The sequence below is a fragment of the Hydrogenovibrio crunogenus genome, assembly GCF_004786015.1.
Lineage (GTDB): Bacteria > Pseudomonadota > Gammaproteobacteria > Thiomicrospirales > Thiomicrospiraceae > Hydrogenovibrio > Hydrogenovibrio crunogenus.
Map to the genome: position 1 here is coordinate 236,412 of NZ_CP032096.1, position 14,472 is coordinate 250,883.

Annotated in this window: 12 protein-coding genes; 2 read left to right on the forward strand and 10 right to left on the reverse strand. The window is 40.9% G+C overall.

Going from position 1 to position 14,472, the window contains the following annotated elements:
* Window positions 1-218: 218 nt before the first annotated feature.
* Genes GHNINEIG_RS01025 through GHNINEIG_RS01040 form a run of 4 tightly spaced genes read right to left on the reverse strand, consistent with a single transcriptional unit; the run spans window position 219 to window position 4,849 of the window.
* Window positions 219-1,397 (reverse strand): TniQ family protein, encoded by a 1,179-nt coding sequence (locus GHNINEIG_RS01025; RefSeq protein ID WP_135794935.1) that lies wholly within the window; start codon window positions 1,395-1,397, stop codon window positions 219-221.
* Complete coding sequence (locus GHNINEIG_RS01030; RefSeq protein ID WP_135794936.1) at window positions 1,343-2,254, reverse strand: TniB family NTP-binding protein; 912 nt, start codon at window positions 2,252-2,254, stop codon at window positions 1,343-1,345. Before GHNINEIG_RS01030 ends, GHNINEIG_RS01025 begins: the two co-directional genes overlap by 55 nt.
* Complete coding sequence (locus GHNINEIG_RS01035; protein WP_135794937.1) at window positions 2,251-4,182, reverse strand: Mu transposase C-terminal domain-containing protein; 1,932 nt, start codon at window positions 4,180-4,182, stop codon at window positions 2,251-2,253. Before GHNINEIG_RS01035 ends, GHNINEIG_RS01030 begins: the two co-directional genes overlap by 4 nt.
* Window positions 4,175-4,849 carry a TnsA endonuclease N-terminal domain-containing protein gene (locus GHNINEIG_RS01040; RefSeq protein ID WP_135794938.1) on the reverse strand — a complete coding sequence of 225 codons (675 nt, stop codon included), beginning with the start codon at window positions 4,847-4,849 and terminating at the stop codon, window positions 4,175-4,177. The genes GHNINEIG_RS01035 and GHNINEIG_RS01040 overlap by 8 nt, the downstream gene beginning before the upstream one ends.
* 74 nt (window positions 4,850-4,923) lie before the next feature.
* Between GHNINEIG_RS01040 and GHNINEIG_RS01045 the strand changes: the two genes are divergently transcribed.
* Both GHNINEIG_RS01045 and GHNINEIG_RS01050 read left to right on the forward strand, forming a co-directional pair.
* Window positions 4,924-5,403: a magnesium chelatase subunit ChlI family protein gene (locus tag GHNINEIG_RS01045; protein ID WP_223260907.1), complete on the forward strand. Its 480-nt coding sequence runs from the start codon at window positions 4,924-4,926 to the stop codon at window positions 5,401-5,403.
* Entirely contained in the window at window positions 5,404-6,096 is a 693-nt protein-coding gene (locus tag GHNINEIG_RS01050) for a sulfite exporter TauE/SafE family protein (RefSeq protein ID WP_135794939.1), read from the forward strand.
* A 31-nt stretch (window positions 6,097-6,127) separates the two neighbouring features.
* Here the strand turns inward: GHNINEIG_RS01050 and GHNINEIG_RS01055 are convergent, their stop codons facing one another.
* From GHNINEIG_RS01055 to GHNINEIG_RS01080, 6 genes are all read right to left on the reverse strand, one after another.
* Window positions 6,128-7,453 carry a TolC family outer membrane protein gene (locus GHNINEIG_RS01055; protein ID WP_135794940.1) on the reverse strand — a complete coding sequence of 442 codons (1,326 nt, stop codon included), beginning with the start codon at window positions 7,451-7,453 and terminating at the stop codon, window positions 6,128-6,130.
* Between the two features lie 18 nt (window positions 7,454-7,471).
* Complete coding sequence (locus GHNINEIG_RS01060) at window positions 7,472-8,089, reverse strand: response regulator transcription factor (RefSeq protein ID WP_135794941.1); 618 nt, start codon at window positions 8,087-8,089, stop codon at window positions 7,472-7,474.
* A gap of 86 nt (window positions 8,090-8,175) precedes the next feature.
* Window positions 8,176-9,543, reverse strand: a complete 1,368-nt coding sequence (locus GHNINEIG_RS01065) for an HlyD family type I secretion periplasmic adaptor subunit (protein WP_223260908.1) — start codon at window positions 9,541-9,543, stop codon at window positions 8,176-8,178.
* Window positions 9,544-9,547: 4 nt separating this feature from the next.
* Window positions 9,548-11,752, reverse strand: coding sequence for a type I secretion system permease/ATPase (locus GHNINEIG_RS01070; RefSeq protein ID WP_189636903.1), 2,205 nt, complete (start codon window positions 11,750-11,752; stop codon window positions 9,548-9,550).
* A gap of 93 nt (window positions 11,753-11,845) precedes the next feature.
* Entirely contained in the window at window positions 11,846-13,783 is a 1,938-nt protein-coding gene (locus GHNINEIG_RS01075; protein WP_135794942.1) for a bifunctional diguanylate cyclase/phosphodiesterase, read from the reverse strand.
* A gap of 55 nt (window positions 13,784-13,838) precedes the next feature.
* The gene (locus GHNINEIG_RS01080) at window positions 13,839-14,459 is read right to left on the reverse strand and encodes a transglutaminase-like cysteine peptidase (protein WP_223260909.1); all 621 of its coding nucleotides are present in this window, start codon (window positions 14,457-14,459) and stop codon (window positions 13,839-13,841) included.
* Window positions 14,460-14,472: the final 13 nt, after the last annotated feature.

A 14,472-nucleotide genomic window follows, 5' to 3' on the forward strand; every position in this document is an offset into this window, starting at 1 on the left:
TGATTAATGGTGTTGATAGAACAAAGCCGACGGATAGGATAAAACCTAATTCACCTCCACCTGCACCAAAACCCAAAAAATGAGAATTGGAGATAAGTTAATGAGTGATAAGACAGGTTTTAAAGATGGTCATACAAAGGGTCATACCAAGCCTACTAACAGCGAAAAAGTAAAGCCAAGTTCAGCGCCTCCGACTCCAAAACCAAAAAAATAGAAAGTTAATTTGTTTCCCTGAGATTTTTGACAAGTCTCACTGCCTGATTTAGGTTGATCTTCTTTTTTAACCGTGTTTGAAAATAATTAATGATGTTCTTTTTTTCAGTATCACATGTCAAAAAACGGTGTTCATGGATATTGAAGAAAAATGTGTCAGATACCCAAAATGGAAATTCCAAATATGGCGTTTTTATCATGTGGGAGGACGTGTCAGTGATCTTACAAGAATTCACAAAAGTCTCGGGCCAATCCTGTAGCAAATGATAAATCATGATGAATCCTGTGCGCCGTAAATTAATACCTAATCTTTCTGGTTCAATATTATGTCCTAGCGCTTCACGATGATGCATTTGTTGCAATTGCAACTCTCTCTTGAGATGAACAAATAGTCTTTTACCGTTAGAGCTACAAACAACAAATGAGAGTAATCTCCGGATACCCTCAAAGTAAAGATTAGAATAGCAAAAATCTAAATTACCAGCTTTCCCGTACCCGGTCGTCGATTGAATAAAATTAACCCGATTGATTCCATACTCTTCTGAAGAAACGTCAATGTATTGAGTTTTTCTAAGGTCGAACCCACATTTTGAACAATAGGCAATATCCTCTGGGTGGTAAAGAATCTCCCCTTTATGTTTTTGAAGTCTTTTAATGTCGATTGGGTTGTGACATTTAGGGCATCTGTCATGCATCTGAACAGAATGAAATGGACAGCATGTCATAAAGCCCAGACGCCAGCTTTTTCTAAAATATGGTTGATTTCCATCTTCCGATAGGCAACAAGGGCAGTATTGGAGACCAAATGATTTTTTTCGGGTGCGTACTCCCAAAGGCATAACCCATTTTACTTGGGGAGTTTTTTCAGTCTGATTGTAAAAATAACTGCATGAAGCATAGAAGGTTTGGCTTTGAATTTTATTTTCATCTATGCCTGTATTTTTATTGAGAGTAGTGATTTTTTTAGGGTTTAGAAAGACATCAATATCTCCCTTCCAAGTATCAGTATCCTCAAAAATCAAAGTGGAAAGTTGGCTTGGTTTTATACCATATTGAAGCGCATTTCTGGCAATCCAAGACGATACTAGTTCATCATTAAATGGCAGATCGAGTAGGTATCGAATAGTTTTTATCTCATGCGCTTCAATAACTCTTTCCTTTTTGATGCTGGTACCAGATTTAATTCGCCAAACACAGAATCATCAATGCAAGGCAAATCATGCTTAATTGCATAAGTAGCCAACTGTTTCATAATGAGTACTACTTCACCAATCAGGCCGTCACTAAGATAATGCAATTGTTCTATGTAGGGCTTTTTATAAAGATAAGAAGGTTCTTGCAAGGGCAGTCTTGTTTCAATAGATGCAATTAACTGGGCAAATTTAACCCGATCCCCTTTGTTCTCAAACTTCCACCTTTCAAGTACCTCAACCTGAAAACGATTTGCCAGCTGTGAATCAACTTGGATTGCATGAAAAGCATCTTCGATACCGGCACCAATAATAGGAATCTTTAAAGTGTTACTTAGGTCTTTAATACTGTTCAAAAATCCTTTTTGAGCATTATAAGAACCCGCAATGATGTGTTGAATCTCATCAATGATCAACATTCTGGTTTTGCGAGTTTGCATTGCCCTGATTGCCATTTGTCTTTTAACTTCCAAACTGTCGTTTTTGGCATAAGGAATAATCATTTCTTCGAGCAAGCGAATTAAGAAAGCGTTTTCATCCGGTTTGGCTGGAGCTGAGATGAAAACAATTGGTTGAACATTCGTGTAAGTATCTTCATCAATTGACATTGGATAACGCTCAGCAAAGCGTTTCAGAATCTGAGTCTTGCCGTTATTGCTGTCACCTACAATTAAAAGATTTGGCATTCTTTCTACTTGTGGATAGGAAATGAAGTCTTCTAACCGTTCTAGAATTTGTTGCGCTCTGGGGTATCCTATCCATTTGTCTTCATTAACGTATCTGATGCGTTCTTCCTTTGAGGCACTCAGTATGTCAAAAGCTTTATCAAGAAGATGGTCGTATTTGCTCATTGGTCAAGCTCCTCAAAAGGCTGAATGTCCTCAAAATCTTCATCATCGAAGTCGTTTATACTCGGTGTGACCAAAGAAATTGAATTCTGGTTATTTCTCGCAGACTCTTTTGCAATTGACGGAATTGATTCTTTTTCTCGGATTGCTTCTTTCTGCTTCATTCTGCGCATATGTTTAGTCTGTTTTAGTGCCTGTTCTGTCAATCGTTTCATTCTAGCTCTGGATTCAAAGATTGCCTCTTCATCAACCGATTTATATGGATCAGCTTCTTTTGCTTTGCGTTTAAGTTCACGCAATTCCCAAAGAGAAATTGGTGGGTGACTGGTGTCTCGGTATGGAACGACAACATAGGCTTTCATATCAGGATCGAAGAAAAAGACCGAACTCAAATCTCTTGGGTCGTATCTAACAATGAATCTCTGAGAACCTTTTCTGTTTTTATCTGGTTGCTTTATCCACTTGCGTAAAACATCGTGGAAGTAATCAATTCCAAATAATTGAATTCCATATTTCTGGACACTTCTTTCTTCGTAAGGAAGAAAGTCAATCTTCAATTTAAGTGGGTCGTCAATTTTGGGGGGAAGACCTCTTCCTAGTTGCTCTCCATTTCCAAGAATACCCTGTTTATATTTTTGGAGGGGCGACATACCTAAATCTGAATGTTTTTCAAGATGATAGTTGTTCACGAGAAATTCTGTGAAATACTGCTCAAATTCAAATAAGGTAAAAATAGCATTGTCTTCGGATTGGTATTCCGCCTTATCTTGAACATTAGATTTTGTGGTACCAGGAAGTGTGTGGATTTCTGAATCATTAAAAGTTTTGAATGATCTTTCAATATGAGGGCCATAACGAGGTGTTTTTGCCGGTCTCTTGATCATATTGAGCTTGTATATCTCACAAGCCCTCTTTAACGATTTCCCGTGAAACTCTTTTCCGTTATCTGTATGGATAGTGTCCATAAGTCCATAAGCAGGCCAATCTCCTTCAACCTCATGCTCTAGAAGCCATTGCTTTTTATCTAAAATAGCGTGTGCCAAACAGAGTCCTGTTAATAAAGTGTTCGGCTTTTCCAGTGATATGTAGAATCCCACGACCATTCGGCTGTAAGCATCGATGGCCAGGGTGATTGTAGGCCTTCCTATATCAAGCCTGTTTTCATCATCAACAATAATTAAGTCTAAAGGAGTATGGTCGATCTGTACTACTTCAAGTGGTTTCTGGGATTGAGGGAATTTACCAATCAGCGGTCTAAAATCTTCGCGCCCTTTTCGACCTTTTCTTTTAGAGGCGACTTCTGATGCGGTAAGCTGTGAAATCCGAAACCTAAGGGTGTTGATGTGAGGGGTAACGAGAAGTTCAAGATTTGAATTTTTTCTTTCCTTGTTTATTTCGTAGATTTCTAATTTCAGATCTCTGTAGATATTGGTAACTCGCGGCTGAATAGGACTAAGGTAGACACCTATGTACTTCTGTATTAAATCTTCAACCTCCGGTTGTAGGCGACCAGTCTCATTCCGCTTCTTTCTAAGCAGTGATAAGGGGTTTCCATTCGAGTTCTTGTATTTTTGTAGCTGTCTGTAAGCCGTTGGCTCAGAAATTTCTAACTTATTGGCCACTTCTCTGAGTTGTACTCTCCTTTCAGCTTCATCATTAATTTGTAAAACTTGGTTGAACAGCATGGCTTTGTTGTTGACCTTAACCCAGTCTTCATCTGGGATCGTTAATAGGTCTGTGGCTGGTACAATTTCAACAGGTTTTTCTGGATCATCCGGTTTGGATGTCAATTCAGAAACATGCATTTTTTTTACAGTTCCAGTAAATGAACTACGCACAGACACGTGCTCTAAATCCAGTACACCAATTACTCTGTAACGAGAGTTGCCGTGAAATACTTCGGAGCCGATTTCAAAATGGGTCTCACTCATTGATCTTATCCTCGAAATGATAGCCCTTTAACCAGGTAAGTTGATTCATATTGAGCGGTATAGATAAGTCCGTTAGGACGAGTTGATTTGCGATTGCATACCAGAGAGTATTTAGGAATTCCGCTTGTTCCATCTCATTGGTAGAACATAGTGCTAAAAGTTCCTTGATTGACGCAGGTTGCCCTCTGGATAAAATTTTTTGAATGGTTGCCAGCTGATATTCTTCGTATGGACGGTTTTTGTATGGGAGTAAAAAGGTGACATTTTTTAAAAATGGTGTGTTAATTTCTTGTTCAGTCCATATCTTAAAGCGCGTGTTAGGTTCTGATTTTAGTTCCTGTATCGCAGCCTTGAATTTTGGCTTTAATTTATCCCAATCTTTTTTAAGATCATTTCTGTATTTAACTTCGACATACAGTGATAACCCATCTTTGAACTTAATCAAAATATCTGGCGTATAATGTCTTTTTTTACCATTGTGGGTGAATTCAAATCGTCTTGGCTGTGTTTTGAATTTCTCAACTTGTTCGTCAAATTCACACAAAAGTAGGGCATTGCGTTCAAGGCTAGCTTCAAAGTGAGTATATTCATCACTTTTATCACTGTGAACATAGCCTGTAATGTTACGATAGTTTAATGGAATTTTTCTTGCAGGCACGGCAAACATTCTCGTTTAATTTTGTAGAAAAAAGTTTAACATCGAGATCATATAAAGTAGATTATCAAATAATTTTGTAGAAAATGACTCATTTACCATCAATATTATCATTTAATTCTGTAGTTGACAGTTGTCAGGATACGCCGGAACAAGTTTTACGTTATCGACGCAAAATATCAGGCCCTTTATTGGATAGGATTGATTGTCATCTAGAAGTGCCGCCTGTTGATTTTGACGCATTAAGTGGTGAGCGAGAAAAGGGGGCGGAAACAAGTGCTGAAGTGCGCGAACGCGTTATGACATGCCAAACATTGCAAAAAACTCGGCAAGGCTGCCTAAACACCGAACTCACTCCAAAACAGCTGGAGCAATATGTCACGTTACAGTCAGATTCAAAAAAATTGTTGGAGCAGGCTGTTAATCGTATGGGCATGTCGGCTAGAGGGTATCACCGTATTTTGCGTGTCGCGCGTACTTTAGCAGATATGCAGCAACAAGAAGCCGTCCAGATGGCGCATATTGCAGAGTCTATTTCATACCGTTCTTTGGATAAGTCGCTTTAAATGATGGAATCTATTTATTTAACCGCATTGATGGTTGGTTTGTTGGGTGGGATTCATTGCTTGGGGATGTGTGGCGGTGTCGTTGGGTCCTTAACCTTTAATCTCAAGCCAGAGGTTCAATTGAGCTGGTGGCGTATGTTTCCTTACCAGCTAAGTTATAACGCGGGACGCTTGACCAGTTATGTTTTAATTGGTTCATTATTTGGTTTTCTTGGCAATTCCTTGATTTCATTGACTTCTTTCCTGCCGTTGCAACAAACTTTGCAGATAATCGCCGGTTTGTTTATGATCGTTTTAGGCTTATATTTAGGTGGCTGGTGGAATGGTATTGTTGCTGTTGAGCGGCTTGGACAGGGAGTTTGGAAGCGTCTGGCTCCGTTGACCAAAAAGATGATGCCGGTGCAAAATTTCTACCAGGCCTGGCTTTATGGCTTGGTGTGGGGCTGGCTGCCTTGCGGACTGGTTTACAGTATGCTGATTATGGCACTCAGTGCTGGCGGCGGACTGGAAGGCGGTCTGGTCATGTTGGCATTTGGGTTAGGCACATTACCAAACCTATTGTTAATGGGAAGTTTTGCTTTTTTCTTTACCAAGTTAGCCAGAACTTTATGGGTTCGTCGTTTGGCAGGGTTTTTAGTAATTGTAATGGGGGGCGTTCAACTGTATTGGTCCACCACCTTACAGTTGAGCTAATAATTTATGGATATTCCTCGCATTACATACCTTATGGCGTTTCTGAGGATTGAATAAAATCATAATCGATTCCCATGGTATTCAATAAGTGGCCAGTGGCATTTAAGATACGGTACTTAGCCGTTAGCTGATCCGCTTCACTACTGACTAAGGTATTAAGCCCGTTAATGTATTCATTTTCGGTATTCAATAAATCCAATAAAGAGCGCCGTCCCAAACTGAACTGTTTTCGATACCCATTCAGTGTATCTCGTGTCAGTTTGATATGCTGACGCATGTAATCAAGTTGATTGTTGATGTAAACCTTGGCGTTCCAGGCGTATTTTAAATTCTCAATCACTTGCCGGTGCGTGTTGTTCCGAACTTCGGTCGCTTGTTGAAAATTGCTCGCTGTTCTTTCTCGGTTGGCACTGTCTCGCCCCCCGTTGTAGAGGTTGTATTTAAAACGCACCATGGCTTGAAGGTATTCGTTGTTGCCTTCAATGCCAGACAAGTTATTGTCGAACGTCTTTTCAACTTCCAAGTCAACGCGTGGATAGTAGTTGGAACCTGATAAATCATATTGCATTTTAGCCGCAGCGATGTCCGCACTGGCGGATTTTAAGGTCGGGTGGTTCATCAGGGCAACATTGATGGCCTCTTCTTGTGTTTTAGGCAATGGAAATTCCGCTTTTGGTTCGATTAGGTTGTCTTCCGGCATTCGTCCCAAGATACGTTGAAATTTAGCTCGGGCATCAAAGAATCTATTTTCGACCGCGCCATAGTTTGATCGAGCTAAAGCTAAACGCGCTTTGGCTTGGTCGACTTCAACCTGATTCCCGATGCCCGCTTCGGTACGTCGTTCGATTTGGTCTAACAGTTTTAAGTGGGTTTCCAGATTCGTTTGCGCCAAATTCAATAATTTTTTTTCTTTTAATAAATTAATATAAGCTTGAATCATTTGTAAGGCGACATCATTTGCTTTGGAAAGCGTTTTGTAGGCTTGTGCATCAAGACGATATTGCAAGCGTTTGACTTCATCTTGCGTGCCAAACCCTTCGAACAGATTTTGAGTTAATTTAACGGACGTTTCTCTGCGCGTTAAGCCATTGCCAATGTTGTCGATGCCTGGGCGATCGACTTCCTCATATCCCATCCCGGCATTTAAGTCGAGACTGGGATAATATCCGCCTTTGGCTGCTTTCACTTCAGCTTCTATGGCTTGGTACGCTTTCACTTCTTGTCGAAATTCAGGGTTATGGAGAACAGCGTCTTCAACGGCTTCTTTTAAATTAATGGCGTAAGCATTAAACGAAAAAGTAAGTAAAGCCGTACAGGCTATTACCGTCAGTTGTAATGGTTTTTGAGTCGGTGACATAGAGTTTTATCTTTTCTGTTAGAGTGCATTTTTGTGCCAATTTTGTATTTTTATGACTAGATTTAAGCGATCTTTGGCATTGAGTTTTTCTAATAAACTGTGAACATGAGCTTTGACAGTTCGTTCACTAATTATCATCTGTTCAGCAATTTCATGGTTACTTTTTCCTTGCAGAATCCATTCCATGGTTTCAATTTCCCGAGCAGATAACAATTCTTTCCAGGAATCATTTTGTTGTGGCTGGCTTGATGAAACTGACTGTATGATGCTCTGCATCACATTTTGTCCAAGCCAAATGTTCCCGGCGAGAATAGTGTTAAGCGCCTGTTCTATTCTAGAGGGTAGAGCAAACGTATTTAAATATCCTTTTATGCCTTTTTTAAACCAAGCCATGCCTTCTTCCGCTGTGGGTTGGTTTGAAAAAAGTAACACCGTATAGCCTTGCAAAAGTGCGTTTTCGATTTCGACATCATTGGCAGGGCTATCGGTCAGTTGTATCATCAATAAATAGTCGGTTACAGGACGAGCTTGAGTGTCCATTTCTAAGGTATATAAAATTTGTTTTGGCAATGAAGAGACCTTGGACCAGTTTTTGAGTGCATGGGGGTCTTGGACGTATAGGAGTAACTGCTTCATATGCGTGTCTATTTTTTTATAGTCCTTATAGTTTAATTTGTTTATCAAAAATCATTTGCATGAATCAATTAATGCCTCATCAAGCCTTAAGACTCTCTGAGTGCCAAATCTTTAGCTTTGATAATTGGCTTGATTAAATACTCCAATATCGTATGCTTACCGACCACCACATCGACCGTTGCCGTCATGCCAGGTAACAAAGACAATGGATTTTTTTCTGAGCCAAGGTAGTTCCTATCCGTTTTTATACGGGCGATATAAAAGCTATTTCCTTCTTCATCCAAAATGGTATCGGCTGAAATTTTTTCTACCGTGCCATCCAGTCCACCATAAATGGCGAAGTCATAAGCGGTGAATTTTATCTTAGCCTTGAGGCCAGGGTACACAAAACCGATATCGGCCGGTGAAATTTTGGTTTCAAGCACAAGAGAATCATCCAACGGAACGATTTTAATAATGTCGCTCCCCGGTTGAATGACCTCACCAATGGTGGTCACCAACAGTTCGCTGATGGTGCCATTGACCGGTGAGGTAATGCTGGTTCGACGGACCCGGTCTTCCAAAGCCGTTTTAGAGCTTTCAAGCTGGGACAGTTTTGCAAGCACGGTATTCAATTCCTGTTGTGCTTCATTGCGAAATTTTTGCTTTGCTTCTTGTTTTTTATTAATGGATTCATTGATGATCGATTTTAAACGCGGAATTGAGTTCTGGGTTGTCTGTAATTGCGAATAGGCATCATTGGCTTCACGGCGCGTTTTCAACAAATCGACCTCGGAAGCGATCCCTTCTTTGACTAATGGCTTCATGATTTCGATTTCTTGTTGTAATAAATCATAAGACTTAGACAGTTGTTTGAATTGGTTATAGGCTTCCTTAAGTTCAGAACGGTTCTGTGTGATTTTTTCGTTTAGAATTTTTTGAGTGGTTTCAAGCTGTTGTAATTGATTTTCATAAAGTTGCTTTTCACGCTCAAAAATGGCTTCGACTTTTGGGTTTTCAGAAGGGAGGTCGATTTTAAACGGTTTGCCGAATGCTTCCGCAGATAGTCGAGCCGCTTGAGCTCTTAAGTCATAAAGCTGTGCCTCGGTTTCATCATAAGAGCTGACGAATTGGGTATTATCGAGTTTTAACAAGATTTGACCTTTTTGCACTTTATCACCCGAGTGTACAAAAATGTTTTCAACAATACCGCCTTCTAAATTTTGAACCACTTGAATTTTTGAAGAAGGAACCACCTTGCCTTGTCCACGAACAATCTTATCGAGCTCAGCGTAATTGGCCCAAACCAATAACCAGATGAGTACTAAAAACATGATCCAGACAATCAGCTGAGATTTGATGGTTGGCTTTTCGAGTGCCGCTTGACTCAAGTTCGACATGAACGCCAAATCCTCTTCCGGGATCGGTGTCTCTTGTGAATGTGGTATTTGAGTCGTGTCTTTTTTGAATATCATGGGCTTATGCTTTGTTAATCCGTCCAGTCTTCAAGGCTTCCAGTACGGTTGCTTTTGAACCATCTGCAATCACTTTACCATTACTCATGACGATTAAACGATCGACAAGCTGTAACAAACTCATTTTATGTGTCACTACGATTGTCGTGTTTTTCAAAGTGCCTTTTTTAAGGCGGTCTATCATGGTTTGTTCGGTATTGGCATCCATTGCATTCGTGGGTTCATCAAATAGATAAATGGGGGTGTCGAGTAATAAGGCGCGGGCCACCCCGATACTTTGGCGTTGACCACCCGATAAAGATCCACCCCCTTCATTAATTTTTAAACTGTAGCCGGAAGGGTGGGTTTTAATGAAGTCGTCCACACCTGCTAGTTTGGCTGCTCGTAAAATTTCACTGTCTTCAACGTAAGGTGCTCGATAGGCGATATTTTCACGGACGTCGCCACTGAATAAGGTCACATCTTGCGGCACATAGTTTATGTTGCGTCTTAATTCAGCTGGATCGAGCTGAGTGATGTCAATGCCATCAATTAAGATGGAACCGGAATCGACATGGTAAAAACCGAGAATGAGCTTTTCGACGGTGGATTTTCCAGAACCGATTCGCCCGATAATCCCCAATTTCTCGCCAGGGTTCAGTTTAAATGACACGTTATTCAAAGCCGGTTTGGTTTCCCCGGGGTAGGTAAAAGTGACGTCGACAAATTCAATGGTGCCTTCAAAAACAGGGTGCTGAATAAAGCGTTTACCTGCCGGACGTTCCACTTCTTTTTTCATTAGCTCATTCAGCGAATCCAGAGCGGTTTTGGTTTGTTGATAGGTTGATGTTAAGCTGGCAAATTGTCCCATCGGGCCAATGGCTCTTTGGCTTAACATGACGGTAGCAATCAACCCCCCCATCGTTAAAAGTCCATCCTTTATCAGGTAAACCCCTACCAGAACAATTACAACCGTACTCATTTGTTGCATAAAACCGGTCACGCGGCCAATCGAACTTTGTAGCATCTTAGATTTTAAACTGGCACGTGCAATCTCACCTACCGCCTGTTCCCATTTCCATTGAGAGTGGGCTTCAACACCAAGTGATTTAATGGTTTCAATGGCGGTTAATGTTTCAATTAAAACAGCGTTTTTTTGTGATGAGGCTTCATAAGTCGCTTCAACACTACTTTGAATGGGTTTTTTCATGACGATGCTATACACCAGAATTAAGCCGATGATAGCGATTGGAACCAGGACGATTTGGCCCGCAATAAAGAAAATAACCAATAAGAAAATGATAACAAAGGGGAGGTCGACTAAAGAGGCAATGGTGCCGGAAGTAAAGAAGTTACGAATGCTGTCAAATTCTTTTAAGTTATTGGCGAAAGCACCAATTGAACCTTGTCGGTTCGCCATGGTCAGTCCAAGGGTTTGTTCAAACAGTTTCGAAGACATGATGACATCACTTTTTTTGCCGGCCATTTCTAAGAAATAAGAACGAAGAAATTTCAAAAGAATATCGAACATGTAGACGACACTGATACCGATTGCAAGCACCCAAAGCGATTCGACGGCATTATTCGGTACAATGCGGTCATACACGTTCATCACAAATAACGGGTTGGCCAACACAAAAATATTGATAATCACCGAGGCGATTAAGACATCGCGGTAAATGCCGCGGTTGTCCCAGAAAGTATGCCAAAACCAGTGCCCTTGACCTGTTGAAATCAGGTCTTCTTTTTTAGAGGCTTGTTGAAATTTTTCAGTAAAGTAAATGGCATAGCCTAAATAGTCTTTTTCCAGTTGGTGTAAATCGACATCGAGGCGGCCATCAGGGGCATCCGAGAGTATTATCGTCGCTTTTTCAGTATCAAAATCGATTTTTTCTAGTAGGCAGGCCTGGTTATTTTTTAATGTCAGGATACAGGGCATGACTAGGTTGGGAATATCTTGTAAAGCGCGCTTTTTAAAGCTGGCGACAATATTGGCTCGTTCAGCTGCACGGATAAATAACTCAGGGGTTAAGCGGTCATGGTTTGCTAAAGGTAACCCTGATATTAGAGCATCTTTGGAAAAGGGGTGCCGATTCAGCTTGGTATAGATCACCAAACAATCCAATAAAGGGTCTTTAAAATCGATTACGGGTTGTCCTAGATCTGCTGTCGAAGTTTCTGTGTGAACTTCTTCGCTTTGGGGGGCAGCAGAGGCTTGGTCATTTTCCATAAGTTTAGCGGTTTCCTATCCTGTCTCTTTAAGGTGTTGAGTATAAAATAATTTTACGTTTTTAGTAGAGTATATTTTCCTTACACTTAATTTTTATAAGGTTTTGGGCGCGCCGAAATAATACCCTTGAAAGTGGTGAATCCCTAATTCTTTAAATGCTTGAAGCTGCGTTTCTGTTTCAATCGACATCGCAATGATCTGAATATCCAAACTTTCGGACATGTCGCACAGGCTGGAAACGTAATATCGGGTCTGATCGTCTTCTTCAATCGCTTTTGAAAATGACGTATCCAGCTTGATATAGTCCGGGCGGAACTCCTGGATGTAATTCATGTCGGTAAAACGATTACCAAAATGATCTAGCCCAAAGTGAATGCCGGCGCTTTTAATCTTTTCAATTAGGGAGCGAGCTTCGTTTCTGTTGGCATTGATAATCGCTTCAGGAATTTCGATTGCAATTTGGTTCGAGTCTACAGTGTCAAGTTGCTGAAATAACCAATCTTGTAATGTTTGATCTCGAATGACACACTGCCCTAAGTTGATGGCAAGTCGCTCTCCATGGAATAAGCGATGCTTGGATAAATAAGTCACAGCTAAAGAAACAGCGAGTTTATCAATTTCATCCATTTTGTTCAGTTTTCGGATGGCGGGAATGAAAAAACTGGCTGGGTGTATGGTGTTGTTTTTATCTTTTAACCGCAGCAAGGCTTCTCGGTTGTAAATTTTTCGGTTTTCATCATAAGCCGCTTGTTGGAATAAAATAAACCGTTTGTTTTCGATTGCATCGTTCAGCATCTCTTTCCAACGAGTGTCATTTTCAGCATTGACTTTTTCAGGCTGGTAATAAAAGAATTGGTTTTGTCCAAGTTGGTCGGCTTCCTTGGTGGCAAAGTCCAGTTGGGCTAATAAGTGGCTACGATCATCTCCTGGTGAATAGTCAAGATAGGCGACAGAGATACTGATTGTTGACTCAGACGCTTTTAAATGACTTAAAACCTTTGGTATGGATTGACATATTTCCGAAACCGGTTTGGATAATTTCTTGCCTGAAATGGTTGGCATGATCGTCAGTAATTCCGAGCCATTTAAACGGGCATAAAAACTGTTCTCAAAGTTTAAGTTATGCGTCATTTTATCGGCTAAGGCTTTGACTAAATTATCCCCGGCCATATAACCGAATTGATCATTTAATTCTTTTAAATGATGAATGCGAATAAGACAAATCGTTCCTGGTGAGGCTTCAGCTTGTTTGTCTAGCAAGGCATCGATATTCATTTCAAAATGTCGACGGTTACTTAACCCTGTGACGCCGTCCTGATAGGCAAGTTTTTGTAGTTTTTCAGCGTGTTGTGCATCTCGGTCAAAAACAGTCTTCATTTTATGTACCATGGCATTCATCGCCGAGACCACACGCTTAAATTCAATGGTTCCTGGTAAGGCGTCCTGTAGAAGGTATTCCTTACGAACAATCGCCTCAGCTTGTTTTTCCATTTTCTTTAAAGGTGCCAGCATGACACGCAAGGCATAGGCTGCAAATCCGATGGCAACCCCTGCGGCTATCAAAAACCAAAGCAGCAAAGAGAGAGCCGTTTTCCATAGTTCAATATAGGCATAACCGGGATGACTTTGAACGACCAGATGTCCGATAGGAACCCAGCCGGATTGAACGAGGGCTTCTGCATCAGGCGCCTCAATTGAAATAAGGTCGATGAACCAGTTTGGTATGCCGTTTATTTTTTGGGTGTTGTTTTTTTCGTAAATCAGTTTTCCATCCATATCCAACATCGTGATGTGGGAATAATAGCCGCGGTCAAAGACAGCGTTAATCATAGTCTCCATACTGGAAGAATCTGCCGGGTCGGCGACCGAACTTAGAGACAACCCCAAAGAAGTCGCTGTGTCCTGGGCATGCGATTGTAGCTGGGCTTCCAAAAAAGAACGGGTATTGTTTAAATTGAGTAAAAACGTACCCAGTAGCAAAATAACCAGCATTGCCGTGATAAAAAGCATCATTTGTTTACTCAAGCTCATGCGTTGCTTCCTTTTGGTAAAGTAGTGTAGTCAGGGGCAGCCTCTTGATTCCGCTTCATTGCTGCATCCTTTTGAGTAATCGATTCCAGTTTTCTAACTTTTGAGTGCCTCCTTTTACAGGCGCCCCTTTGCCTCGTTGTTTCGATAGCCATAGTCCATCACCATTAAAACTGTAAATCGGAATAAGATCTCGGCGTTGTGTTGCAGGCACAATTCGGTAATTGATATTGTCTAAAACCAATGGGATCGATTTGGGTGTTTTAAAATACGTTAAGACCATATGGGCTTGTCGAAGCCGGATGGCTTTAACGTAGGTGAGGTATAGCTTCGATTCAGCCACCCCCATGGCTTTTAACGTAAAGTACTTTGCAATCACGAAATCTTCACAGTCTCCAGCATCCGTTGCCAATAATTCAACTGGGGTCGCCCAATAATCTTTTTGTTTCCAATGTTCCGCATCGGAAACAAACCTGGCTTCATTGAAAAAGCGATTCACTTTGTCCAGTTTTATATTTTCGGGCTTCTGGTAGTTTTCATTTACCAATTCTTGCCAGGCCTTTAATCGGTTGGCCGCTAATAGACCATACTGCTGTGTTACCTTTTGAATTTCTTGTTGGGTAATGACCTGTGGTGCCTTTGAAGGGGCCGCCCAACTGAGAGATATGGAGCTAAACAAAAGTATAAGCAGT

Excerpts from the sequence above, each read along its gene's own strand:
- GHNINEIG_RS01030 (WP_135794936.1), bottom strand. The coding sequence starts at position 2,254 with ATGAGCAAATACGACCATCTTCTTGATAAAGCTTTTGACATACTGAGT.
- GHNINEIG_RS01035 (WP_135794937.1), bottom strand. The coding sequence starts at position 4,182 with ATGAGTGAGACCCATTTTGAAATCGGCTCCGAAGTATTTCACGGCAAC.
- GHNINEIG_RS01040 (WP_135794938.1), bottom strand. The coding sequence starts at position 4,849 with ATGTTTGCCGTGCCTGCAAGAAAAATTCCATTAAACTATCGTAACATT.
- GHNINEIG_RS01045 (WP_223260907.1), top strand. The coding sequence starts at position 4,924 with ATGACTCATTTACCATCAATATTATCATTTAATTCTGTAGTTGACAGT.
- GHNINEIG_RS01050 (WP_135794939.1), top strand. The coding sequence starts at position 5,404 with ATGATGGAATCTATTTATTTAACCGCATTGATGGTTGGTTTGTTGGGT.
- GHNINEIG_RS01055 (WP_135794940.1), bottom strand. The coding sequence starts at position 7,453 with ATGTCACCGACTCAAAAACCATTACAACTGACGGTAATAGCCTGTACG.
- GHNINEIG_RS01060 (WP_135794941.1), bottom strand. The coding sequence starts at position 8,089 with ATGAAGCAGTTACTCCTATACGTCCAAGACCCCCATGCACTCAAAAAC.
- GHNINEIG_RS01065 (WP_223260908.1), bottom strand. The coding sequence starts at position 9,543 with ATGATATTCAAAAAAGACACGACTCAAATACCACATTCACAAGAGACA.
- GHNINEIG_RS01070 (WP_189636903.1), bottom strand. The coding sequence starts at position 11,752 with ATGGAAAATGACCAAGCCTCTGCTGCCCCCCAAAGCGAAGAAGTTCAC.
- GHNINEIG_RS01075 (WP_135794942.1), bottom strand. The coding sequence starts at position 13,783 with ATGAGCTTGAGTAAACAAATGATGCTTTTTATCACGGCAATGCTGGTT.